We start from the raw sequence: 25,801 nt of genomic DNA, 5'->3' as shown, positions 1-25,801 counted from the left end.
ATTAATAATTAATAATATGCAAAACAAGTGTCCTGACGGCATACAAGCCTTACGATTATTAATTGTTCACTATTAATTATTAATTATAACAAAGCATGAATATTTACATCCAGGGTATGGGTTGTGTATCACCGCAACAAACGACAGACGGCCCTTTCCTGGCGGATATCAGGGAGTATGAAAATCGTCGTCTGAAAGCGATGGAGCCGGATTACAGGCAGTGGATAGACCCGAAGCTGATACGCCGTATGGGCCGTGTGGTAAAGATGGGCGTAGCTGCCGCGAGGTTAAGCCTACAGGAAGCTGCCGTAACCCTGCCGGATGCGATCATCACCGGTACTGCCTACGGCTGCCTGGATGATACAGGTGTTTTTCTCTCCAAGATGATCCACCAGCAGGAAGAAATGCTGACGCCAACGGCGTTTATCCAATCCACGCACAACACCGTGGGCGGACAGATCGCATTACTGCTGGGCTGCCATGCTTATAATAATACTTTTGTACATAAAGCTTTTTCTTTTGAAAGCGCCTTGCTGGATAGTATCATGATCCTGCGGGAAGGCGCTGTGCAACATATACTGATTGGCGGGGTAGATGAGATCACGGATCATAGTCATGCCATCTTATCGCGCTTTGGTTTATATAAACAGGAGCCTGTGCGCAATACCGCCCTTCTGCAAAGCGCAACCAAAGGCACTATTGCCGGAGAGGGCGCAGCATTTTTTACATTGGGCGCCGAATTGGCGTCGCATACGGTGGCACAGCTCACAGGGCTGACAACACTCTACAGGCCAGCTGATTTACCGGAGATCACGGGTGCGCTGCAGCTGTTCCTGTCTGCACATGCCTGCAGTCCAGAAGATATTGACCTGCTCATCATGGGGCGTAACGGAGATCTGGATGAAGACAGCGTTTACGAAGCGATCACGCAGGCCCTCTTCCCGCAAACGGCCGTGGCGGGCTTTAAGCATCTGAGCGGAGAGTATCCTACTGCATCGGCCTTTGCTACCTGGATGGCAGCACGGATACTGCAGCTGCAGCAGGCGCCGCAGGGCGTATTATTTAGTGGGACAGCACCTGCCAGGATCAGGAAAGTGCTGATCTGCAACGGATACCAGGGCACACATTATTCATTCATACTGTTAAATGCCATATAAGCGTTCATGCTATACCGCGCAACAAATATCATCACCTTTGTATTGCTGGCACTGCTGCTGGTATTGCATAACCTGTGGGAGCCCTTGCCCTGGTGGATATTTGCATTGCTGCTAATGGGCTATACATCCATACTGGTATGGGGATCCATGAGCATTACTGCCGGCTTTTATTTACCTGTTACCTGTAGAGTGAACACTGCTGAGAAAGTGGTGGCGCTTACTTTCGATGATGGGCCGCAAACTTACTTCACGCCCCAGGTGTTGGATATATTGGAGGAGGAACATGTGCCTGCCGCATTCTTCTGTATCGGCAAAAATATAGAAGCAAATGAGGAGCTGCTGAAGCGTATACATGCAGAGGGACACCTGATCGGCAATCACAGTTACTCGCATCATTTCTGGTTTGACCTTTTTGGCGCCGGGCAGATGCTGGAGGAGCTGCGCCTTACAGATACCCTGGTAGAAAATGCCACGGGCCTGCGGCCGCATTTCTTTCGTCCGCCTTATGGCGTAACCAATCCTAACCTGCGCAAAGCAGTGGGAAGGGGCGGTTATTTTCCGTTGGGCTGGAACATCCGTTCGCTGGATACGGTGGCAAAAAAGGAAGAAGAGCTGCTGCACCGCATTATCAGCAAGCTGCAGCCGGGCAGCATCATCCTGCTGCATGACAGTATGGAAATTACGGTAAAGATATTACCTGCGCTGATCGCAGCTATCCGCAGTAAAGGATATGCGATTGCGCGGATCGATAAAATATTAAATGTACCTGCTTATGTGTAGATGGATCTTATTGTGCTGCTTTTTTTGCGCACTGAACGGATATGCACAAACCGGTGGCTTTAAACCGGTGGCCGATGCAGCTGCTTTCAGGGAGCAGTTTGCCAAAGCCTCACAGGCCACACAATCCATACAGGCTGATTTTGTGCAGGAGAAAGAGCTGAGCATGCTGTCTGACAAGATCGTTTCCAAAGGAAAATTCTGGTTCAGGAAAGAGAACAAGGTGCGTATGGAATACCAGACGCCTTCTTATTACCTGATGATCATGAACGGCAGGGAGATCATTACCCGCGATGGGCAGAAACAAAACAAAGTATCTGCCAGGGGTAACAAATTGTTTGAGCAGATCAACCGTATTACGGTGGATTGTGTGCAGGGCAATGTGCTGAACAATCCTGATTTTACATCAAAGGTGCTGGAGAATGCGCAGTATTACCGCCTGGAGCTGACGCCGGTATCCAAAGCATTACAGCAGTATTTTAAGGCCATTCAGCTGATGGTGGACAGGAAGGATTATTCCGTGTCGCAGATCATCATGCAGGAGAACGGCGGAGATAATACGACCATCAGTTTTTTACATAAACAATTGAATGTACCTGTAGCGGATGCGGTATTCACGGCTAAATAAGATACTGCTGGCAGCAGCAGCTTGCTGCTTAAGCAGCTGTACGTCTGTTTACAAGGGGCTGCAGCGTGTGGAGGGCGGTGATCCTGCCTGTATACAGCAGTTCAGGCCGCAGTTCAGCAACACATTATACAGTACGCAGGTAGATGTGCTGAACCATCACCTGAGCGGGCTGCTCTTTTTTAAGCAGATGCCTGACAGCAGTTTGCGGGTAGTATTCGCCAACGAAATGGGCTTTAAGTTCTTCGATTTTGAATTTACAAAGGACAATGGTTTTGTGAAGCATTACATGATGCCGAAGATGGACAAGAAGCCCGTGGTAAAAGCCCTGCAGAAAGATTTTGAGCTGGTATTGATGCGCCCAGATCTGCAGCAGGCCAGGGTATTGCGTGATAGCCAATACCGCTATGTGGCCATTCCAACACCCAAAGGCAATAACTATTACATAACTGATACGGCATGCACCCGGCTGCAGCGAATGGAAAAATCATCAAGGCGTAAGCCGGTGGTGAAAGCCTGGATGTACAGCTACCGTGAAGGGGTGCCGGATACCATCCGGATACAGCACCAGAATTTTAAATTTAACATCTCATTACAACGCGTAGAAAAATAATGCTGGCAGGAAACTTTTATACGATCTTGGAAACGCAGCAGACGGCACAAAGCTTTGCTGCTTTACTGGCGCTGAATGCCGACCACCCCATCTTTGAAGGGCATTTTCCCGGGCAGCCGGTAGTGCCGGGCGTGTGCATGATGCAAACCATACAGGAGCTGCTGGAAAAAGGCCTGCAGCGCAAGGTGCTGTTGCAGAAGGCAGCCAATATGAAATTTCTGGCAATGATCAACCCGGTGGTACAGCCGCAGGTAAGTACTGAGCTGCAGTACACATTGCAGGAGGATGGTACGGTAAAAACCAGTGCTGTTATTAAAAGTGAAACCACGGTGTTCATGAAATTTCAGGGAACGTTTAAATTAGGTTGACAGTTGTCAGTTGTTAGTTGACAGTGATTGAACTGACAACTAACAACTGACAACTGATAACTACCACATATGAATATAGCCGTACTCATACCTACTTATAATAATGCCGGTACACTTGCACAGGTATTGCAGGATGTGTTGTTGCATACCCCGCATGTAATAGTGGTGAACGACGGGAGCACAGACCATACCTTAGAGATACTGGACCAGTTTCCCGGAGTGCAGCGGGTAAGCTACGCCAACAACCGGGGCAAGGGCATTGCATTGCGCCGGGGCTTTGCCTATGCACGCCAGCAGGGATATGAGTATGTAATTACGATGGATGCAGACGGCCAGCATTTTGCGGCAGACCTGCAGGCATTTCACGAACGGCTGCAGGAGAATGGCGATGCGATCATCATTGGGGCGCGCAACCTGCACCAGGAGAACATGCCGGGCAAGAACTCTTTTGCCAACAAGTTCTCCAATTTCTGGTTCTATGTGGAAACAGGGATGAAAGCGCCGGATACGCAATCCGGCTACCGCATGTATCCCTTGCAGCAAATAGCGCCCATCCGTTTCTGGTGCCCCCGCTACGAGTTTGAGGTGGAAGTGCTGGTACGCAGCGCCTGGAAAGGCATTAAGATAGACTGGGTGCCCGTGCAGGTATATTATCCCCCGGCAGAAGAGCGGGTATCACATTTCAGGCCCTTCCAGGATTTTTCGCGTATCAGCGTGCTCAATACAGTACTGGTGCTGATCACCTTCCTCTATATTAAGCCGCGTGATTTTATCCGTTTCATGCTGAAGAAGGAGAGCTGGGTGTGGTTGTGGAAAGAAGTGGTGTTGAACCCGCATGAGTCTAACGGGAAAAAGGCATTATCAATAGGGCTGGGTATCTTCATGGGCATTGTGCCCATCTGGGGTTTCCAGATGCTGGTGGCATTGCTGCTGGCTACCTTGCTTAAATTAAATAAGGCGCTGGTATTAATCGCGGCAAATATCAGCATACCGCCTATGATTCCGCTCATTATTTTCGGCAGTTTCCAGATGGGGCGTGTATGGATAGGCACGGACGCTACTTTTGTTATATTCAATAAGCACCTTACAACAGAGGCCATGAAGCAGAATGCGCTGCAATACCTCTATGGCAGCGTTACGCTGGCCGTAGTGGCGGGTTTAAGCGCATTGCTGGCGTCTTATGTGTTGTTAACTATATTCAGAAAGAAAAGATCGAATGGGTAATTTCTTCACAGGCATTTACAATTTCTTTGCCCGGCATAGAGCCTGGTTATGGATCAGCGCCATCGCCTGCTTTGTGCTGGCAGGCCTGCTGGCCTCCCGTATTCAGCTGGAAGAAGATATTACCCGTATACTCCCGCAGGATAAAACGTTGGATAAGCTGCAGCAGGTGTTCAATGATTCACGCTTTGCAGATAAGCTGGTGCTGATGATCTCACAGCAGGACAGCAGCAAAGCGCCGGAGCCCGACAGCCTGATCGCCTATGCGGACGACCTGACGAATGTGCTGGCCGGTAGCGCAACACTGGCGCCTTATATTAAGAAAGTGCAGGAGAAGGTGGAAGATACAGCAGTGCTGAATATGATGCAGGTGATCCAGGATCATTTACCGCTCTTCCTGGAGGCAGATGATTATCATACCATTGATTCACTGATCACCCCCGGGCGTTTACAACAAACACTTCAGCATAATTATCAAACCTTAATATCACCTGCCGGACTGGTATTGAAGAAAGTGATACAGTCAGACCCGGTAGGTATGTCGTGGATAGGGATCCGGAAATTGCAGCAGCTGCAGCTGGATGAGCAGTATGCACTGTACGACGGGTACATCATGACCAAAGATCAGCGGCATTTGCTGATGTTCATCACGCCGGCCAATCCGCCTAATGCCACGGGCAAGAATGCCAGATTCCTGCAGTTGCTGCAGGATACGATGCAGGCGGTGCAACAGCGTAATCCGTTCACCGCCGCTTCTTATTTCGGCGCCACGGCAGTATCTGTAGGGAATGCCCAACAACTGCGGCAGGATACGATGTTCACGCAAGGCATTACAGTAGTGCTGCTGGTAGTGCTCATTGCTTTCTTCTTCCGCAAGAAGCGCGCGCCTTTATTGGTGATGTTGCCGGTAGTTTTTGGTGCGTTGTTCTCGCTGGCATGTATCTACCTGCTCAAAGGAAAGATATCTGTGATCGCATTGGGAGCAGGGGCAGTGGTGCTGGGCATTGCGGTGAACTATTCATTGCATGTATTTAATCATTACCGTCACCTGGGCGATATCAGAGAAACTATCCGTGACCTGGCTACGCCGATGACCATCGGCAGCTTTACCACGATTGGCGGTTTCCTGTGTTTGCAGTTTGTGCATTCACCCATGCTGAAGGATGTGGGGGTGTTTGCCGCATTGAGCCTGGTAGGCGCTGCATTGTTCTCCCTGATATTTCTTCCGCACTGGATCACTTCTGCAAATGCGCGTCCTGCTACACACCAGCATACCTGGCTGGATAAGCTGGCAGACTATCGTCCGGAGAAAAATAAATACCTGGTTGGCGGTATACTGCTGTTAACGGTGTTGTTCTGGTTTACCGCCGGTAAAGTTGGATTTGAAAGCGATATGATGCGCATGAATTTCATGCGCCCGGAGCTGAAGGCAGCAGAAGCAAAGCTGAACAGGTTGAATGCATACACGGCACAATCTGTATATGTGGTAACAGAAGGGCCTACGCTGGAAGATGCGCTGCAGGAAAATGAACGCATGCTGCCCCTGGTGCAACGGCTGGAACAGCAAGGTGTGGTGAAGAAGTACGCCGGTGTAGGTGGTTTGTTGCTATCCAAACAACAGCAACAGGAACGTTTACAACGCTGGAATAAATACTGGACGCAGGAGAAGAAGCAACGGCTGATCGCTTACCTGCAGCAACAGGGCCCGGCAGTAGGTTTTAAAGCAACGGCATTTGAGCCTTTCGCCGGCTGGCTGCAAAAGGATTTTACCGTGATGCCTGCAGCAGCGCAACAACAGCTGCTGGCCAGCTCACTGGGCGATTATGTAACGGAGAAGAAAGACCGGGTATCACTGGTTACCTTGCTGAAGGTAAACCCGGCTGAGAAAAAGGCGGTGTATGATGCATTATCTTCTCAGGCACATACCACGGTACTGGACAAACAATACGCTGCCAACCGCCTGGCAGAAGTGATCCGCAAAGAGTTCAACAGCATTGCCTGGATGACGTCGCTGCTGGTGTTCTTTGCGTTGTTATTGAGTTACGGCAGGATAGAGCTGGCCTTGATCACTTTCATCCCTATGCTGATCAGCTGGATATGGATCCTCGGTATCATGGGGATGTTTGGTATTCCATTCAACATAGTAAACATTATCCTGGGCACCTTTATTTTTGGTTTGGGAGATGATTACAGCATTTTTACCATGGATGGTTTATTGCAGCAGTACCGTACCGGTAAGCAGCAATTATCTTCTTTCCGTTCTTCTATTTTCTTTTCTGCCATCACCACCATATTGGGCCTGGGCGTGCTCATATTTGCGAAGCATCCTTCCCTGCGTTCTATCGCCCTGATCTCTATCATTGGAATAGGGTGCGTGGTGCTGATCTCGCAGGTGCTGATCCCCTGGCTGTTCAACTGGCTGATCACAAACAGGGTGCGTAAAGGCCGTGCGCCCTGGACGCTGAGCGGATGGCTGCTGTCTGTGATCGCCTTTACCTATTTTACGCTGGGCGCCTTTCTACTGACCTTCCTGGGATGGATACTGATCAAGCTGAATCCTTTCAATAAAGAGAAAGGCAAATATATTTATCATAAGATATTGTCATGGTTCTGCTGGTCGCAGCTGCATATCATGGGTAATGTGAAGAAGCGGGTGATCAATCCTTTGAATGAGCAGCTGGAAAAACCGGCGGTGATCATCAGTAATCATCAGTCTTTCCTTGATATACTGCAGTCGGTTTCCCTGCATCCTAAAGTGATCCTGGTGACCAACGAATGGGTATGGCGTTCTCCGGTATTTGGAGCAGTGGTGCGGATGGCGGATTATTACCCGGTGGCAGAAGGAATAGAGACCAGCGTAGACAAATTGCGGGGTCTTGTAGAGCAGGGATATTCTATTGTGATATACCCGGAAGGTACCCGCTCTCCGGACCCGGTGATCAAGCGTTTTCATAAAGGGGCTTTTTACCTGGCAGAACAGCTGGAACTCGATGTATTACCGGTGCTGATTCATGGCACGGCCTATACGATGAGCAAAGGCGATTTCCTGCTGAAGAACGGAACGATCACCGCGCAATATTTACCGCGTATCAGTCCGAAGCATGCACAATGGGGGAAGGGCTATTCAGAACGCACGAAAAAGATCAGCCGTTATTTCAAAGAGCAGTATGAAGTATTACGCAGTGCAACAGAAACGCCGCGTTATTTCAGGGAGCAGCTGATCTACAATTATATTTATAAAGGGCCGGTGCTGGAATGGTATATGCGTGTTAAAACGCAGATGGAAAACAACTATGCGCTCTTTGACCAGCTGGTACCAAAGAGCGGGCGTATACTGGATATTGGCTGCGGTTACGGATTTATGCCGTATATGCTGCATTTCCTTTCCCCGGAACGCATCATTACGGGACTGGATTATGATGAGGACAAGATCGCTACCGCGGCCCATTGTTATCTCAGAAATGAAAAACTGGCATTTGTATATGCCGATGTGGTGAATTACACCTTTGGTAAGCACGATGCTTTTATCATTAGCGATGTGCTGCATTACCTGCAGCCGGAAGAACAGGAAAAGGTGCTGCTGCGCTGCTGGGAACAGCTGGAACCGGGAGGCGTGATCATTGTACGCGACGGTGATGCCGACCTGGGCAAAAGACATGAAGGCACCCGCTTAACAGAGTTCTTCAGCACCCGTGTGCTGGGCTTTAATAAAACAAAGAACGATTTGTCCTTCTTCTCCGCAGAACGCTTGCGGCAGATCGTAGCAAAAATGGGCGGCTGCCTGGAGCAGATAGACAATACAAAATATACTTCCAACGTAATATTTGTAATAAAGCGATGCAGTACGATGTAGCCATAATAGGTAGCGGGCTGGGAGGCCTGGTGTGCGGCGCTTTGCTGAGCCGTAACGGCTACCGTGTGGCTATATTCGAAAAGAACAAGCAGATAGGCGGCTGCTTGCAGACCTATGCGCGCGATAAAGCGGTGATCGACTCCGGGGTGCATTACATCGGCGGGCTGGGAAACGGGAAGAACCTGAACAAGATCTTCTCTTATCTCGGCATTATGGATAAGCTAAAGTTGCAGCGCCTGGATGTAGGGGGTTTTGATCACATTGCATTTGGTGATGATCCTACCACCTATCGCCTGGCCCAGGGCTACGACAATTTTTTGCAGGAACTGCTGAAGGCGTTTCCGGATGAGCGCCGGGCGCTGGAAGAATATTGTCACACGATGAAGGATGTGTGCCGCCGTTTTCCGCTTTACAACCTGCGCACCGGTAATTACGGCGAAAAGCAGGAAGTGCTGGGCATTAATGCCAGTACATATTTTAAGCAGCTGACAGACAACGAACGTTTGCAAAATGTGCTGGCGGGCAATAATCTCCTGTACGCCGGTGTAAAAGATAAAACGCCCTTTTATGTGCATGCACTGGTAGTGAACAGCTATATAGAAGATGCCTGGCGATGTGTGGACGGCGGTTCGCAGATCGGCAAATGGCTGGCACGCGCCATTATGGAAAAAGGCGGCGTACTCTATCGCAACATGCCGGTGAAGCAGATCATCGGCGAAGGCAACAAAGTTGCCTACATACTGCTGGAAGACGGGCGGGAGGTAAGAGCGAACCATTATATTTCTAACCTGCATCCACATCAGACCCTGGAGATGACGGACAGCGACCTGATACGCGGCGCCTATCGTTCGCGCATCAGTGGCCTGGAAAATGCGATCGCACCTTTTATGCTCAACATTGTATTGAAGCCGGGTGCTTTTCCATACCTGAACTATAACTACTACCATCATCAGACCAACGACGCATGGGCTGGTACTGATTATCACAAAGACAACTGGCCGCTTACCTACGGACTGTTTGCCTCTGCCAGTTCCAGGCACATGCCTTATACAGATACTATTTCCGTGCTGACCTATATGCGCTATGAAGAAATGGCGCCCTGGCAGCACACTTTTAATACTACATCGGTAGAGCAACCCAGGGGAGCAGATTATGAGGCGTTTAAACAGGCGCGTGCAGAGCAATTGCTGGATGTGGTGGCGCAACGTTTCCCGGATCTGCGGGACAAGATGTACTCCTATTATACGGCTACGCCTTTGTCTTTCAGGGACTACCTGGGCACGGCAGACGGCAGCCTGTATGGGATACAGAAGGACTATAGGGACCCGCTAAAGACCATGATCCCCCAGCGTACTAAATTGACCAATTTGTATCTTACCGGGCAAAACCTGAACTTGCATGGCATCCTGGGCGTTACCATCAGCGCCGTGATGACCACAGGGGAAATACTGGGGCTGGACTGGCTGATAGATCAGATCAACAGAAATGATATTTAAGCAATGACAAAGAAAAGAAGCGGCTGGAGAAAATTTGGACGGATATTATTGTACATAACAGGAGCTTTCCTGTTACTGATACTGGCATTGGTGATCTACGTGATGAGCGTATCGCATATCGACCCGCCGGAGATCGCAGACAAACACGCGCTGCAGCTGCAACGTACCCAGCTGGATACCTCGTGCTACACCATCGGCAATAACTGGTTCCGCAAGAGCAACAGCGGCCTCTATGAGATGTACGTGGAAGGAGCGCCTTTTGAAAGGGGCGTGGTCTACGGCAAGCTCTCTGCAGAACTGGTGAAAAGGCAGGAGGATATTTTTGTGGACCAGATCCGTAAGATGATCCCTTCCCAATCTTACCTGCATTTCCTGAGATATTTTGTAGGATGGTTTAACCGCCACCTGGCAGCTAATATCGCGGAAGAAAACAAAGAGGAGATCTACGGCATTTCTTTTTCCGCCTCTGATCAATATGATTTTATCGGCAGCAATTATGAACGGATCCTCAACTATCATGCTGCGCATGATATCGGTCATGCATTGCAGAATATGATGCTGGTAGGCTGTACGTCCTTCGCTACCTGGAACGGTCGCTCTGCAGACAGTAGCCTGATCATCGGCCGCAATTTTGATTTCTACATGGGAGACAAATTTGCAGAGGATAAGATCGTAGCCTTCTATCATCCAGATAAAGGTTATCGTTTTATGATGGTGACGTGGGCAGGCTTCACCGGTGTAGCCTCCGGCATGAATGAAAAGGGATTGACGGTTACCATCAATGCGGACAAGAGCGATATACCTACTGGTTCTGCCACGCCGGTATCGCTGGTAGCAAGAGAAATACTGCAGTATGCGGGGAATATACAGGAAGCCTGGGCCATTGCACAGCGCAGGAAGATGTTCGTATCTGAATCTTTCCTGATCGGTTCTGCGGCTGACAACCGGGCCGCAGTTATTGAGAAGACACCGAAGGGCATGGATATGTATGACCCGAAGCAGAATTTCATTACCTGCGCCAACCACTTCCAGGGTGATTCCCTGAGCAAGCTGACCTCTAACAAGGAACAGCTGAAGGAGAGCGCCAGCCTGTACCGCTTTCAGCGTTTAAGCGAACTGCTGGCACAGAATGGGCCCAATACGGTGCAGAAAACCGTGGACATCCTGCGGGACCGTTACGGCCTACAGAACCGGAATATCGGCATGGGCAATGAGAAAGCACTGAACCAGCTGATTGCCCACCATGCCGTGGTATTTGAACCGCAAAAGCAGCTGGTATGGGTGTCTACCGCTCCCTGGCAGCTGGGAAAATTTGTATGCTATGATCTTAAAAAGATCTTCGGTATGCACGGCCTGCAACAGAATAAAGAAGTATATGACAGCGCACTTACCATAGCGGCAGACAGCTTTCTGCTGAGCAAGGATTATCAATCTTTTGTTAGCTTCCGTAATTTAAAGGCACGGATCATGGAGGGCAAGGAAGTGAATGTGCAGGACCTGATCGCCTCCAACCCGGAGTTCTATCATACCTACGTGCTGGCAGGTGATTATGCATTCAAGCATAAACACTACCAGGAGGCGAAGCAGTATTACAGGATTGCGCTGACAAAAGAGATCGCCACCAAACAGGAAGAAACACATATACGCAAACAGCTGGAGAAATGTGATCAGCCATGATATACGGTATCGGCACAGACATAGTAGAAGTTGCGCGGGTAGAAGACAAGATCCGAAAGCGGAACGGTTTCCGGGAGCTGGTATTCACCCCACATGAGATCGCCTACTGCGAACAGCAGGCGGCGAGTTATGAACATTATGCTGCTCGCTTTGCCGCTAAAGAAGCCTTGCTGAAAGCCCTGGGCACCGGTTGGGGGAACGGAGGCGTAAACTTCAACGAGATAGAGATCCGTAATGATGCAGCGGGAAAACCGGAGCTGCACCTGGTAGGCAATGCCACCAGCCGTTACGATCAACTAAACATTAAGCAGATACTGGTATCACTATCGCACATTAAATCCACCGCAGTAGCGATGGTGATCATAGAGGTTTAAAGATATGTATATACCCGACATAGAACTGCAATCCGCCGCCGCTATCCGGCAATTCCAGGAAAGAGAGGTGCTGCACCTGATTGGGTACCTGCGGCAGTTCTCGCCCTTTTACCAAGAGTGGTTTGCAAAGCATAATATACAACCAGGTATGGTGAACAACCTGCAGGACCTGGGGAAAATACCGCCCGTTACCAAAGAAGACCTGCAGCAGCGTAACTGGGATTTTCTCTGCGTTGACAAAAGCAAGATAGCTGAATATACTACTACCTCAGGCACCCTGGGTAAGCCTGTCATCATTGCGCTGACGGCAAATGACCTGACCCGGCTGGGGTATAATGAATACATCTCTTTCTGTTGTGCAGATGGCACAGAGGATGATATCTACCAGTTGATGCTGACACTAGACCGGCAATTCATGGCCGGTATGGCTTATTATACAGGTATCCGCAAGCTGGGGGCTGGCGTGCTGCGGGTGGGGCCTGGCGTTCCGTCTTTGCAGTGGGAGAATATCCAGCGTATACAGCCGACTACTATTGTAGCCGTGCCTTCGTTTATATTGAAGCTGATCACTTTTGCGCAGGAGCATCATATCGATATTAATGCTTCTTCTGTGAAAAAGGCCGTGTGCATAGGAGAGAACATCCGAAATGTGGATTTTTCGCTGAATGTGCTGGGCAAGAAGATCACGGAACAGTGGGATATCAGGTTGTATTCTACCTATGCATCTACGGAGATGCAGACAGCGTTTACGGAATGTAAGGCGGGGCGCGGTGGTCACCACCACCCGGAGCTGCTGTATATAGAATTGCTGAATGAGCAGGACCAGCCCGTAGGTCCTGGAAAAGAGGGCGAAGTGACTATCACTACCCTCGGCGTTGAAGGCATGCCCCTGCTGCGCTACAAAACGGGGGATATTTGCAGATATGAAGCAGACGCGTGCAGCTGTGGGCGTAATACGATACGCCTTTCACCGGTGATAGGTCGTAAAAAACAGATGATCAAGTACAAGGGTACAACGCTGTACCCGCCTGCCCTGTTTGATTTGCTGAATGAAATGGAGGAGGTAAAGGAGTTTGTGGTAGAAGTGTTCTCCAATGAAATCGGCACAGATGAGATCCTGCTGCATTTATGGCCGGTGTCTGAATCTGAGGATACTGACAGGCGGATCCGGTCTTATCTGCAGGCCAAGTTGCGGGTGATCCCGCAGATACGGTATTGCGGACAGGCGGAGATTATGAAAATGCAGCTACCGGAGGGGAGTAGAAAGGTGATGAAGTTTGTGGATAACAGGCAGGTGGGTTAAAACACAAACTCCGCCTCTTTTTCCGGGTTATCCAGTTTGGTGCTCTTACGCTCCTCCTTTACAATCACATGCATCATATTGATCTGGGTTTCATGCTGGCTATACAATATATCATTCGTTACATGTACTTTCTTCACTGAAGGCACCTGTTTTGCTTCCAGGAAGCACCAGGCGGCTTCTTCCTCTATCTGGTAGCCCAGGTACTTCAGGGTGACTGGTTTGCCGTCTACCGTAATATGCAGGTGCTGCTGTAAGTAGTTATTAATAAAACCGTCCACCGCTTTGCGGTTAGCAGGATGGATAAGATCTACGTTGGTTTTATTGGCCGCTCTGAGGGCCGCTTCCAGGTCGTCCGCGAAGATACGGCAGCTCACTTCCAGTTCCTGCTGGGCTGCATTATGCCTTATTTCTGTTACACTTACATAGAAGGGGTGTAACAGGGTAAACCACATTGGAACCAGCCATTTACATAATATTAAGCCCACTTGACTAAAAAATTTTAATTTTAACGGTTTAGTTTATATAATTACCAAAATTAGACAAAATACAGGCAATGAGCGAATTCGCCACGTATTTCAAGATCGGATGGCAGCATATAGTGGCGTGGGAAGGATACGACCATATCTTGTTTATAGTGGCTTTGAGCGCTATTTACCTGCTGAGCGACTGGAAAAAGGTGTTGATACTGGTTACAGCATTTACGGTAGGACATTCTATTACGCTGGCTTTAAGCGTTTTAAATGTGGTTCGGGTACCTACCCGTTTGATCGAGTTCCTTATACCGGTGACGATCTTCATTACCGCTTTGTTCAACATTATCCGCCAACCAAAGTCTGAGCGCCCCGGCGCCGTACAGCTGAATTATTTTTTCGCCCTGTTTTTCGGGCTGATACACGGCATGGCTTTTTCCAACCAACTGAGAAGCCTGCTGGGGACAGACACCAGCGTGATAACACCGCTGCTTTCCTTTAACCTGGGCCTTGAATTTGGCCAGGTGCTGATCGTGATAGCAGCATTGCTGGTATCGGGTACGGTGGTGAACCTTACCCGCATCAAACGCAGGGACTGGACCATGTTCCTTTCTTCTGCCATATTTGGAATTGCTTTTATGATGGCAATAGACCGTTTTAAAGAACTAATGATATAATTTAAACCGCTAATGAGAAATAAGCATTTCTTGCTGCCGCTTGTATGTTGCGGCTTTGCGAATCTATTGATGGCACAGGCACCTAATCCTAACGGCTCCAATCATGGTACCCGTTTTGAGCAGCTGGGCACCATGCTGCAGGACCCGAACATGTACCGCTCCGCTTCCGGCGTACCCGGGCCAAAATACTGGCAACAGCGTGCGGACTATGACATCAGCGCCACCCTGGACGATGAGAAACAAAAGCTCACCGGCTCAGAAACCATTACCTATTACAACAATTCTCCCGATCCGCTTACCTACCTCTGGCTGCAGCTGGATGAGAATGAGCATGATCTGAAAAGTGATAACAACCACTTTGACGGCAGCCATATGTCTGAAAAACTGTCGATGTGGGATGTGAATCACATCCTGAAAGAAGACAAAGACCTGGGCGTAAAGATCGTGAAGCTGACAGACGCCAGTGGCAACGCCCTGCACTATACCGTTAACCAGACCATGATGCGGGTAGACCTTCCCAAAACACTGATGCCGGGAGAGCAGGTACGCCTTAAAATTGACTGGTGGTATAATATCTCCAACCGCATGTCTGAAGGCGGCCGTGGCGGTTATGAATACTTTGCAGAAGACAAGAACTACCTGTACACCATGGCCCAATGGTATCCCAGGATGGCTGTATACTCGGATTTCCAGGGCTGGCAGAACAAACAGTTCACCGGCCGCGGGGAATTTGCGCTTACCTTCGGCAATTTCCATGTAAAGATGACCGTACCGGCTGACCACGTAGTTGGTGGCACCGGCGAGTGTCAGAACTACAAGGAAATGCTGAGCCCTGCCCAGTTTAACCGCTGGCAGCAGGCGCAGAGCAGCAAAGCACCACTTGAAGTGGTAACGCTGGACGAGGCGAAGAAGAGCATGCAAAGCAAGTCTTCCGCTACCAAAACCTGGGTGTTTGAAGCACAGAACGTGCGCGACTTTGCCTGGGTAAGCTCGCGCCGCCTTGTATGGGACGCGATGGCCACGAATGTTGAAGGAAAAAAGGTAATGGCCATGTCTTACTATGGCCCGGAGGCCTATCCTTTATACAACCGTTACTCTACCAAAGTAGTAGCGCATACGCTGAAATCCTATTCTGCACATACCATCCCTTATCCTTACCCGGTGGCTATCTCCGTAGAAGCGGCCAACGGTATGGAATACCCGATGATCTGTTTCAACTACGGCCGCGCTGAAAAAGACGGTACCTATTCTGAAACAGTAAAGAACGGTATGATCGGGGTGATCATCCACGAAGTAGGACATAACTTCTTCCCGATGATCGTTAACTCCGACGAACGCCAGTGGAGCTGGATGGATGAAGGCCTGAACACCTTCTGCCAGTTTATGGCGGAGCAGGAATGGGATAATAATTTTCCCTCCAACCGCGGTCCTGCACATAAGATCGTGGACTATATGAAAATGCCCAAGAACCAGCTGGAGCCTATTATGACCAATTCTGAGAACATCATCCAGTTTGGTCCTAATGCCTATGCGAAGCCCGCCACTGCGCTGAACATCCTGCGCGAAACCATCATGGGCCGCGAGCTGTTCGACTTCGCTTTCAAGGAGTACGCAAGACGCTGGGCATTCAAACATCCTACGCCTCCGGATCTCTTCCGCACCATGGAAGACGCCAGCGCAGTAGACCTGGACTGGTTCTGGAGAGGATGGTTCTTTGGTATTGAGCCGGTGGATATTGCTATTGACAGCGTGAAGTGGTACCGGTTGAATACACAGGAGCCAAACGAAGTAAGCAAGGACGATAAAGCGGTATTTGACAGGAAACTGGATCATGTTGCCCGCAGTCGCAACAGGGCAGCAGGCGTGAAGTTTGCCGTAGAGCAGGATACTGCACTGCAGGACTTCTACAGCAAATGGAACCGCTTTGCAGTGAGCGATGAGGACAAGGCAAAGTATAACGAATTATACGCTTCCCTGTCTCCTGAAGAGAAGAAATTGTACGACAGCAAAAAGAATTTCTATGAAGTGTCTTTCTCTAATGTGGGCGGCCTGGTAATGCCCCTGATCATTGAGTGGACCTATGCAGACGGCAGCAAGGAAACAGAGCGTATTTCCGCCTATATCTGGCGTAAAGACGAATACCACGTTACCAAGGTGTTTGCCAAAGATAAGGAAGTGGTGTCTGTGAAGCTGGACCCGCAGCGCGAAACAGCTGATATTGACGAAGCCAATAACAACTGGCCAAGGGTTTCCCTGCCGTCTAAATTTGAGCTGTTCCGTCAGCAGGAACGCCCCAGGGGCTCCTCTACAGGGACAAACCCCATGCAGCAGTCAAAAATGGCTGGTAGCAAATAGTACATACTACTATAATAAGTGAATGACAAATGTAAAAGCGCCTTTGCTTTTACATTTGTCATTTTTATATTGTACCAATAAAATTCCAGTTTAGTGTTTATGAAGAACAAATTGCTATCGATCGCTTTTTTGTTGATCGGCTCATTGGCCAGCTATGCCGCTAAGGTAGATACGATACAGATCTACAGCCAGGCGATGCAAAAATCTATCAAGTGTGTAGTGGTTACACCGGATGCATATAACAAGCAAAAAGGGCGGGAATTTCCGGTGATATACCTGCTGCATGGATATAGCGGTAATTATGCTGATTGGGTGCGTAAAGCGCCTGGAATGCCTAAGCTGGCGGATACTTATCAGTGTATGATCGTATGCCCGGACGGAGGTTTTGGCAGCTGGTATTTTGACAGCCCGGTGGATAGCAGCTGGAAGTTTGAAACGTATGTAGGAAAGGAGATACCGGCGTATATAGATAGCCATTACCGTACGCTGGCGGACAGGCGTTACAGGGCTATTACAGGTTTGAGCATGGGAGGGCATGGGGCCTTGTTCCTGGCGATACGGCATAGTGAGACTTTTGGGGCAGCAGGGAGTATGAGCGGGGGAGTGGACATCAGGCCTTTCCCCAAGAACTGGGATATTGCGAAAAGATTGGGAAGTATAGAGGAGCACCCGGAGTATTGGAAGGAGTATGCGGTGGTAACGCAGGCAGAGCGTTTGAAGGATAGTGTGTTGTCGCTGATCATAGATTGCGGGGTGAAGGATTTTTTTATTGAGGTGAACAGGAGCTTGCATCAGCAGTTGTTACAGCAGGGTGTAGCGCATGATTATACGGAGCGGCCGGGAGAGCATAACTGGGAGTATTGGAGTAATGCGGTGGAGTACCAGGCGTTGTTTTTTCATAGGTTTTTTGAGCGGGGTAAATAGGATGATATAGGAGATTCTGTAAAAAGATTGCTTCGTCGCCCCGCTGCGCCAGGCGCTGCTGCTCCTCGCAATGACGGGGAGGAAGACCCTGTTATGACTTTACGGGGATTGGGACCCTGGTATGACTTTATAAGGATGGGGCCCTGGTCTTGGGGCTTCGCAATGACGGTGGCTGAAGCCCCGATTGCCCTGATGGAATAAAAAAGCCGGCTCCTTTAGGGGCCGGCTTTGCTGCTTTTGCTGCGATTGGTATATGTGATTTGTATGTCTATAACCTTCAGTGTTTTAAATACAGGCCGCCGGCGAGATCACCAGCGGCTTTTTCAAACGTGTGAAATGTAGATAGAGAGTATAGTAGCGGGTTATGGTTTATCCCACCACAGTCTCGTTCCTCCGTTATCGGCTCCGCCTAATAACTGGATAGCTTTTTGCACTTCTCCCTGGTTGGTGGTATACTCTGCCTGGGGGAAGGCGATCCTTCTGATTTGTATAGCAGTGTTGATCGTTCCGTTGCTTTCGTTATGTACTACCGGGAATAATTTAGGATAACCGGTACGGCGGAATTCAGACCAGGCTTCCTGGCCTTCGGGGAATACCGCCAGCCATTTCTGGGTGATGATACGTTCCAGTTTTACTTCAGTAGTTGCAGCTTCGTCCCACTTAATGGTAATGGTTGAAAGGGCCGGCGAGTTGTTTTCAGCGTTCTTGGGGTCTACATAAGCGGCAGGTTTGCTGGTAGCGTCGTTGATGTACTCAGCAGCCTGGTCACCTACGCCCCATTGGTTAAACGAAGTGGAAATACCTCTTTCATACAGCGACTGTGCGGTACCGCCTGCATTGGCCCATCCGCGCAGGGCTGCTTCTGCTCTCAGGAAAAATACCTCTGCTGAGGTCATCAGCTGCAGCGGTGTGTTTTCCCTGAAAGTTTTGGTCTTGGCGTAAGCCAGGGTAGAGAAACCGTTATAGCCTGGTTTGGCGGTAACGGCGCTGCCTATACGGATCCCTTTGTACTGACCGGGATAAGCAGATGCAGGGTCAAAGTATTTACCGGTGCGCGGATCATGGTAACCGGTGAGGTAAGACTCCATGGACGCGCCCATGCTGATATCGCTCCAGCCGTCTTTATTGGTAATGGTGTATAAAGGATGTTTTAAGCCGAAGCCGGATACCATCACGTTGTCTGCCATGGTTTCCATCAATCCGCCGTTGTCTGCCAACGCTTTTTCGCCTTCCGCCTTAGCCAGTGCGGCATCTGCTTTAACAATGCGCAGGGCCAGGCGCAGACGGAGTGAATTCGCGAATTTGATCCACTGGCCGTAATCGCCGCCATAGACCATATCAAACTTGGTGAAAGGAGAGGCGTCAGGGTTAGCTGCCCTGTATGCTTTCAGGTTAGTTACGGCAGTATCCAGCTCCCTGAAGAAACGTTTGTAGATATCCTGCTGGCTGTCGTATCCAACGGAAGTACCGCCCTGGCCGTACTGGCTGTAGGGGATAGGCCCGTAGATGTCTGTAACGCGGTGCATGGCCTCTACTTTCAGTATGAGCGCTACCGCCCAGAAGTCGGGCGCTGCGCTTTGAGCGCCACGTCTTTTTATTTCCGTAATGGGCGCCATTACGCGGTTATAGGCCAGGCTGAAGGGAAAACCATTCCAGTCGGGCACCAGCGCATAGGTAAGGTTGCTGACATTGCCCCTGAACGGGTTGGCAGACATCATGTAGCCGGAATAGACATCTGCTATCAGGTTCTGCTGCAGCTGGTATTCCCAAACGGTGTTGTTGTAATTGTAGTAAATAGCAGACTGGATCTGCGGGAAAAATCCGCCGATGTAGTTGAAGTCAGGTTTCAGCTGATCTTCCGTCAGACCGGTAGGATCTGTATTATATTCTTCAAAGTTCTTGGTACAGGCGCTGGCCCCCAGCAATGCCGCCAACGCAAGCGCCGCCAGTGATTTATATTTATTGCTGATCTTGTTCATCTTCCTTTGTTTTTTTGGTGAATTACTTAAAAGGTCACATTCAGGTTAGCGCCAAAGCTGCGTGTAGCAGGAAGGCTAAATACATCAACACCTGAAAGCCCGTTGCCGGTAGACATGGTCACTTCCGGATCGTAGGGGGCCTTTTTATGGAAATAGATCAGGTTACGGCCGATGAGCGATAGTTTCAGGTTCTTCACAAAGCTGCCTTTCAGTACAGAAGCAGGTAAGGAATAACCGATAGAAGCTTCGCGCAATCTTACGGTAGAAGCGCTGTAGATATATTCGCTGCTCACGCCCGCGCGACCGCCAATGGTAGTATACCACAGTTTGGGATCAATGCTGCTAACGGCTTCTTTGGTATCTGCTTTTACACCGTTGATGGCTACACTGCCATTGGCACGTGCATCGCCGGTCACTTTAGACACGCCGTACTGGTCCAGCATGGCCTGTGTGAGTGATAATACCTGTCCGCCAAATTTGCCATCCACCAGGAAGCTAAGGCTCAGGTTCTTGTAGTTGAAGCTGTTGTTCCAGCCGGCCTGCCATTTAGGATTGGGATTGCCGATGAACTTCTGATCTCCCTCTACCATCGGAACACCGTTGGCGCCGATCAGGATGCGGCCCTGCTCATCGCGCTGGAACACCCTACCGAAGATATCACCATAGGAGCCACCTACTTCGATCACAGAAGTATAGGCGTTGGATCCGGGGTCAGTGAGCACAAAGCGGTCAATATCCGGAGCCAGCTTTTTCACCTCGTTCTTGTTGCGGGAGTAGTTGATAGTGGTATTCCACTTAAAGTATTTGGTCTGTATCAGGTTGTAGCCCAGCAATACTTCTATACCGGAGTTCTGTATATCGCCCGCGTTGATGTAACGGAAGCTGTAACCGGTGCCGGGCGGTACGGCGATCTGGAAGTACTGGTTGGTAGTGTTGGTTTTATACCAGGTGAAGTCCAGGCTCAGTGCGTCTTTCAGGAAGCGCCATTCTGTACCTACTTCGAGTGATTTGGTCTTTTCAGGTTTCAGATCATCGAAAGGCTGAATGGTGTTGAAATCGATGGTGCCGCCTACAGCGCCCAGCCTGTTCACCGGGTAGGTAACGTAGATGGGCACGGAGTTACCTACCACTGCATAAGAGCCTCTCAGTTTTGCATAGCTAACCGGCTCGGGGAGGTTCAGCATATCGTGCAGGATAAAGGACAGACCAACTGAAGGATAGAAGTAAGAACCGTTGGGTGTACGGCTTAATTTGGAAGACCAGTCATTACGTCCGGTGAGGTCCAGGAACACCAGGTCTTTATAGGAGATGCTGGCGTTGCCGAACACTGCCTGCAGCTGTTCGTGACGGGCAGGTTCAGTGACGATGGCGCTACCGGGCGTCATGTTCTGGATGGTAAAGAAGTTGGCGATGTACAGGTTGCCGTTATAGGAATCTGCGCGCATGCCTTTGGTTTTGGTATCTGTGATGCTGCTACCTACCAGTGCGTTCAGCTTGATATCGTTGAACGACTTGGAGAAGTTCAGGATCACATCACCGTAGAACTGTGTAGTGGTCAGGTTGCTGGTGATGTACCTGCCATTAGGGCCAGACAGTACGCCGTGTGTACCTGCGTAGATATTTGCGTCGTAGGTATCATTGGTACGGTCCATATTACCACGTGCCTGGATATTCAGCCAGTCGGTAAACTCATAACGGGCAGACGCGCTGAAGAGCGTTCTTGTACGTTCTGTGATGCTGGCGTTGCGGTGAATGATCCAGTAGGGGTTTTGCTGTACGTCTTCATTGAAGGGCCAGTTCTGCAGATTGATCTGCCTTACCTCGTTGAACTTTTCGATATTGTTTTTATACGGTGATAAGTCCATGCCTCTTGGGAACAGATACAGGCCGGTGAGCGGGTTGAAATACAATCCTGTTACCGGTGCGTTGTTCACCTTCTGGATGATCACGTTAGCGCTTCCGTCCAGTGTCAGCTTGTTGTTGAGGAAGCTGCCTGTTTCGCGGAAGGTGATGTTGTGACGGGACAGTTTATTTTCAGGTATGATACCGCTGGAGCGGGTGTTGGCATAAGAGAAATAGGTTTGAGTTCTCTCTGTGCCGCCTGAGAGGCCGATGGAGTTGATCCATGTATTACCGGTGCGGTAAAAATCATCCAGGTTATCATGGCCGCCGTTGATGGCAGGTCCCCAGCTTTGTGTGGCAGCGTTGGGATCCTGGCCGTATGCATTCTGGAACTCGGGCTTGATGGCCACTTTATCTACGGTGAAGCTGCTGGAGAAATCTACTTTGGTATTACCAGACTTTCCTTTTTTAGTGGTGATCAGGATCACACCGTTACCTGCCTGGCTGCCGTATAGTGCAGCGGCGGAAGCTCCTTTCAGTACAGAGATGCTTTCAATGTCATCGGGGTTCAGGTTAGAGATACCGTCGCCACCATCGCGGCCGGGAGCATAGCTGATGTTGCCATCGCCACCCCAGGTGCTGTTAGGCTGCTGCACAGAATAGTTGGTCATGGGGATACCATCTATTACATACAGCGGCTGGTTAGTACCCTGTGCGGATTTATTACCGCGCAGCAATACTTTTACGGAGCCGCCTGCGCCGCCGCTACTGCGGCTGATATTAACGCCGGCCACTTTGCCGTTGAGGGAGTTCATCAGGTTCGGATCTTTGGCAGTGGTCAGTTCCTCGCTGCCAATGCGCTGGGTAGAATAGGTTAAGGACTTTGGCGTCTTTTTAACGCCCAGTGCAGTTACCACCAGTTCATTCAATCCTCTTACATTTCCCTGCAGGGTTACATTAATGGTAGTACCGTTACCAACGGTCACTTCTGTTGCAACAAAACCAATGGAGCTGAACACCAGTACGTCGCCGGGGTTAGCACTGATCTTGAAGATACCGTCAGCATTGGTCTGGGTGCCTTTGTTGCTGCCTTTTACCTGTACGGTAACGCCTGGCAGCGGCAGTCCCTGTGCATCGCGCACGGTACCTGTTAGTTCCTGTTCGACCGCATTATAGGTCAGGGTTGTGGCGGCTGCAACAGCATGCAGTTGCGCATCTCCCGCCAGTATGAGGCAGAGCAGAAGACTTGCAGGTTTGCATGTCCATGAGAGACGTGATTTTCTGTTCATATGTGTTTTTGGTTGAATTGTTCATGTATGGGCAATACTTCTCCCCCTCAGCATATAGCTGTGTTTTTTAAGTCATTCATAACTTCATTTCACTAGTGTTAATGCAAGTGCATGGCCTTATCCAATGGCGGATGCAGAATAGGGGTCGTACAAAAAGAAGGGAAGTACTATCGCACTAGAAAACTTTTTTGATTATTATACCACGGGCCATTTAAAAGTAGATTGTAATTCAATTTTTTTGCCGCTGCTGTCAGACTCCCTGGCGGCTTCAATGATCTCCAGTACGTGTAATGCGTGTTCCACTGTGATCAGTGGTTCTTTGCCGGTGACCAGCGCTTCGGAGATAACGGATGCGCCTTGCTGCCATACGTACGTACCCGGGTCTTCCACAAAACGTTTAGGCGGTTCAGTGAATGAGGTGGCAAGGTCTACGCCAAAGGGCGCCCAGTCGTAACCTACCAGGCCCATATTACCTTTGGTGCCCCATATAGTAATAGTATGCTGTTGTTGTCCTTTGCCTTCATGGCCGTAAGGATCAAAATAATTAAAGCCGCATTGCACCTGTGAGAGGGTGCCGTTGCCGTGGTCCATCACCACGATGGCATTGTCTTCAGCTGCTACCGGTATTTTTCCTTTGTTATCAACGGTGCGTTCATGGGTAACAATGCTGGTCATGGCAATAATGGCCTTTGCAGGGCCCAGCAGGCCTGTTAAAGTAGCGAGATTATATACGCCCAGATCGGGCAGGCTGCCGCCTCCTTTTTCATAAAAGAAAGCAGACCAGGTGGGGCCGAGGTGGCCGTAGTGCGCATGTGCTGCCGACACTTTACCCAATGTGCCTTCCTGTATTGTTTTAGACATGAATGCAAACTGCGGGCTATTCACTACGGCCGGGGCGCCCCATATGCGAAGGCCTTTCGTTTTTGCGAGATCCAATAACGCTTTTCCTTCTTTATAAGTATTAGCCAAGGGCTTTTCGCTCCATACATGCTTTCCCGCGTTCAGCGCCTGTTTGTTCAGGCGGCCGTGCTCCTGCATATCCGTTAAGGTTACCATCAGGTCAAATGGCGCGCCTGCCAGCATTTGATCGATATGTGGATAATGGTTGGGTATATTGTATTCTTTTGCCCGTTGCTGTGCGCGTTCATAAATAATATCGCAGGTGCTTACCAGCTCCACGTAAGGCGATTTAGACAGGTGAGGCAGGTATTGCCCGGAAACGCTGCCGCAGCCTATTACGCCCACCCTGATCTTTTTTTCAGGAAGTGTGAGCGCAAATCCCTGCAGGGAAGTCAGCAGCATGGATATACCAGCCATGGTGGTGCGCTGCAGAAATTCATAACGGGAAATGGTGTTCATAACAAAAAATTTATTGTTTCAACCATGGGCTTTGAAAGCCTAATTTTTTCAGCCCTTGTTGTATGTCGGGTATCTGCATAAATAATTTCCATATCAGCCCCGTCCTGTAGTTCTCTATCATCACTACAATCGGGCCCTGGTCTATCGCCAGGTGACTTTGGGCGTACCATTGCTTTGTTTCACTGAAGCCATCCACAAAACCGTATTCGCTCCATATTTTATCTCCCAGGTCATAATAAAAATGCCGGAGTGCCTGCATGCTGTACTCCGGCGTATAAGGAAACGATGAGAGTGCTGCCGTTGGCTGTATCACGCCAAAATCTTCTGAAGGGCTGTGCGCTACATAGCCTTTATAACTATCGCCTGCGGTGAGCCCCCAGCAGTTGGCGCCATAGCCTTTGTATTTTTTCGGGTTCTCTATACAATGCTGCCGGTTGATGAGCGTATGATGGGTGTTCTGCTCCCAGTAGTCGGTAGCAAAATCTTTCAGCCCATGCGGGTCTATGCCCATAAAGGTGTAATGCGCAAAGAAGAGCGGGCCTCCGTAATCAAATCCCAGCGGTAGTTTGATACCGTAGTAGGTTTTGCCGTTAAAATAGGAGGCGCTGTTGATCCAGCAGTTATTGTATACTTCCCTGCTGATAGGGTGCCGTGGCGAGGAAGCCGACATGATATAGGTGATGAGACATTCATTCCATCCACGGATGGGAAAGTTCATATCCCAGTCATTGTAAGGGCTCCAGTGCCAGTACAGCATATTATTGCTGTTGTTGGTATGCCAGTTCCAGTTGGCATGTTCCCACAACTGTGTGACGCGGTTGCGAAGGTATCTTTCGAGGTCGCTGTCGCCTTTGAAATATTCGCGCGCGCATAAGAATCCCATCAGCAGGTAGGAGGTTTCTACAATGTCAGCGCCATCGTCCAGCTTACCGAAGGGAATAGTTTTCCCGGTAGCTCCGTTCATAAAATGCGGAAAGATGCCGTGGTAACTGTCTGCCTTCAGCAGGAAGTCTGCCATTTGTTTTAAGCGGCCTAAGGCAGTATCCTTTCCTATCCAGCCTCTTTCAACGGCAACGATCGTGGCCATTATACCGAAGCCTGTGCCGCCAATGGCACAGGCTTCGGGGCCGTAAGTATTAGTGCTCAGATTAGGTGTTCCATATGCTTCGTCCGCATAGTCCCAGAAGTATTCGCCGCGGATGGTGTTGCTGCGCTCCCGGGAAAGACCGCTCACAGGATGGGCAAAATGCCAGAAGTACCGGAAGGTTTGTTTCTGCACTACTTCCAGTAGCGCAGTATCAGGCAGGCTGGGTATGATGCCTGCCCGCCTGATGGCATTTGGAAACCCATCCTGTTTGCGGTTCTTTTGCCCATACAATGCATGAAAGCCACAGTTGAGCGCTATCATCACAAGCAGGAATGTTCTGCAAAATATCGCCATA

General features: G+C 49.7%; 19 protein-coding genes. 14 read left to right on the top strand and 5 right to left on the bottom strand.

Annotated features, from left to right (window positions below):
• Positions 1-95: 95 nt before the first annotated feature.
• The 11 genes from ACR9Y8_RS10690 to flxY all read left to right on the top strand — a co-directional run bounded on the left by ACR9Y8_RS10690 (position 96) and on the right by flxY (position 13,464).
• A complete protein-coding gene (locus ACR9Y8_RS10690; protein ID WP_481213250.1) occupies positions 96-1,157 on the top strand; it encodes a beta-ketoacyl synthase N-terminal-like domain-containing protein in 1,062 nt (353 codons plus the stop codon).
• 6 nt (positions 1,158-1,163) lie between these two features.
• The gene (locus ACR9Y8_RS10685) at positions 1,164-1,937 is read left to right on the top strand and encodes a polysaccharide deacetylase family protein (protein ID WP_481213249.1); all 774 of its coding nucleotides are present in this window, start codon (positions 1,164-1,166) and stop codon (positions 1,935-1,937) included.
• Positions 1,930-2,562, top strand: a complete 633-nt coding sequence (gene lolA2, locus ACR9Y8_RS10680; RefSeq protein WP_481213248.1) for a flexirubin biosynthesis/transport protein LolA2 — start codon at positions 1,930-1,932, stop codon at positions 2,560-2,562. The genes ACR9Y8_RS10685 and lolA2 overlap by 8 nt, the downstream gene beginning before the upstream one ends.
• On the top strand, positions 2,540-3,172 hold the full coding sequence (lolB2, locus tag ACR9Y8_RS10675; protein WP_481213247.1) for a flexirubin biosynthesis protein LolB2: 633 nt from the start codon (positions 2,540-2,542) through the stop codon (positions 3,170-3,172). Before lolA2 ends, lolB2 begins: the two co-directional genes overlap by 23 nt.
• 26 nt (positions 3,173-3,198) lie before the next feature.
• The gene (locus ACR9Y8_RS10670) at positions 3,199-3,540 is read left to right on the top strand and encodes an ApeI family dehydratase (RefSeq protein ID WP_481213246.1); all 342 of its coding nucleotides are present in this window, start codon (positions 3,199-3,201) and stop codon (positions 3,538-3,540) included.
• A gap of 69 nt (positions 3,541-3,609) precedes the next feature.
• Positions 3,610-4,764 carry a DUF2062 domain-containing protein gene (locus tag ACR9Y8_RS10665; RefSeq protein WP_481213245.1) on the top strand — a complete coding sequence of 385 codons (1,155 nt, stop codon included), beginning with the start codon at positions 3,610-3,612 and terminating at the stop codon, positions 4,762-4,764.
• The gene (locus ACR9Y8_RS10660) at positions 4,757-8,614 is read left to right on the top strand and encodes an MMPL family transporter (protein ID WP_481213244.1); all 3,858 of its coding nucleotides are present in this window, start codon (positions 4,757-4,759) and stop codon (positions 8,612-8,614) included. Before ACR9Y8_RS10665 ends, ACR9Y8_RS10660 begins: the two co-directional genes overlap by 8 nt.
• Positions 8,599-10,110 carry a phytoene desaturase family protein gene (locus tag ACR9Y8_RS10655; protein ID WP_481213243.1) on the top strand — a complete coding sequence of 504 codons (1,512 nt, stop codon included), beginning with the start codon at positions 8,599-8,601 and terminating at the stop codon, positions 10,108-10,110. The genes ACR9Y8_RS10660 and ACR9Y8_RS10655 overlap by 16 nt, the downstream gene beginning before the upstream one ends.
• A 3-nt stretch (positions 10,111-10,113) precedes the next feature.
• Positions 10,114-11,787, top strand: a complete 1,674-nt coding sequence (locus ACR9Y8_RS10650; protein WP_481213242.1) for a C45 family autoproteolytic acyltransferase/hydolase — start codon at positions 10,114-10,116, stop codon at positions 11,785-11,787.
• A complete protein-coding gene (acpS, locus tag ACR9Y8_RS10645) occupies positions 11,784-12,161 on the top strand; it encodes a holo-ACP synthase (RefSeq protein ID WP_481213241.1) in 378 nt (125 codons plus the stop codon). Before ACR9Y8_RS10650 ends, acpS begins: the two co-directional genes overlap by 4 nt.
• A gap of 4 nt (positions 12,162-12,165) precedes the next feature.
• Positions 12,166-13,464, top strand: a complete 1,299-nt coding sequence (flxY, locus tag ACR9Y8_RS10640) for a flexirubin biosynthesis putative acyl-CoA ligase FlxY (RefSeq protein ID WP_481213240.1) — start codon at positions 12,166-12,168, stop codon at positions 13,462-13,464.
• Here the strand turns inward: flxY and ACR9Y8_RS10635 are convergent.
• Positions 13,461-13,916 (bottom strand): DUF6702 family protein, encoded by a 456-nt coding sequence (locus tag ACR9Y8_RS10635; protein ID WP_481213239.1) that lies wholly within the window; start codon positions 13,914-13,916, stop codon positions 13,461-13,463. The two genes, flxY and ACR9Y8_RS10635, sit on opposite strands and share 4 nt — an antisense overlap.
• A 101-nt stretch (positions 13,917-14,017) precedes the next feature.
• Between ACR9Y8_RS10635 and ACR9Y8_RS10630 the strand changes: the two genes are divergently transcribed.
• The 3 genes from ACR9Y8_RS10630 to ACR9Y8_RS10620 all read left to right on the top strand — a co-directional run bounded on the left by ACR9Y8_RS10630 (position 14,018) and on the right by ACR9Y8_RS10620 (position 17,890).
• Positions 14,018-14,611, top strand: a complete 594-nt coding sequence (locus ACR9Y8_RS10630) for a HupE/UreJ family protein (protein ID WP_481213238.1) — start codon at positions 14,018-14,020, stop codon at positions 14,609-14,611.
• A 12-nt stretch (positions 14,612-14,623) separates the two neighbouring features.
• Positions 14,624-16,966, top strand: a complete 2,343-nt coding sequence (locus ACR9Y8_RS10625; RefSeq protein ID WP_481213237.1) for a M1 family metallopeptidase — start codon at positions 14,624-14,626, stop codon at positions 16,964-16,966.
• Between the two features lie 99 nt (positions 16,967-17,065).
• The gene (locus ACR9Y8_RS10620) at positions 17,066-17,890 is read left to right on the top strand and encodes an alpha/beta hydrolase (protein ID WP_481213236.1); all 825 of its coding nucleotides are present in this window, start codon (positions 17,066-17,068) and stop codon (positions 17,888-17,890) included.
• Positions 17,891-18,252: 362 nt separating this feature from the next.
• On the opposite strand, the gene ACR9Y8_RS10615 is transcribed toward ACR9Y8_RS10620, so the two are convergent.
• The 4 genes from ACR9Y8_RS10615 to ACR9Y8_RS10600 all read right to left on the bottom strand — a co-directional run bounded on the left by ACR9Y8_RS10615 (position 18,253) and on the right by ACR9Y8_RS10600 (position 25,800).
• Positions 18,253-19,869 carry a RagB/SusD family nutrient uptake outer membrane protein gene (locus ACR9Y8_RS10615; protein ID WP_481213235.1) on the bottom strand — a complete coding sequence of 539 codons (1,617 nt, stop codon included), beginning with the start codon at positions 19,867-19,869 and terminating at the stop codon, positions 18,253-18,255.
• Between the two features lie 26 nt (positions 19,870-19,895).
• The gene (locus ACR9Y8_RS10610) at positions 19,896-23,000 is read right to left on the bottom strand and encodes a SusC/RagA family TonB-linked outer membrane protein (RefSeq protein WP_481213234.1); all 3,105 of its coding nucleotides are present in this window, start codon (positions 22,998-23,000) and stop codon (positions 19,896-19,898) included.
• 195 nt (positions 23,001-23,195) lie between these two features.
• The gene (locus ACR9Y8_RS10605; protein ID WP_481213233.1) at positions 23,196-24,359 is read right to left on the bottom strand and encodes a Gfo/Idh/MocA family protein; all 1,164 of its coding nucleotides are present in this window, start codon (positions 24,357-24,359) and stop codon (positions 23,196-23,198) included.
• Between the two features lie 10 nt (positions 24,360-24,369).
• A complete protein-coding gene (locus ACR9Y8_RS10600; RefSeq protein WP_481213232.1) occupies positions 24,370-25,800 on the bottom strand; it encodes a glucoamylase family protein in 1,431 nt (476 codons plus the stop codon).
• Between the last annotated feature and the right edge of the window lies 1 nt (position 25,801).

Source organism: Chitinophaga sp. SVR4-12A, assembly GCF_056754765.1.
The sequence above is the reverse complement of the archived record's forward strand: the minus strand, read 5'-3'. Positions and strand labels throughout refer to the sequence as shown.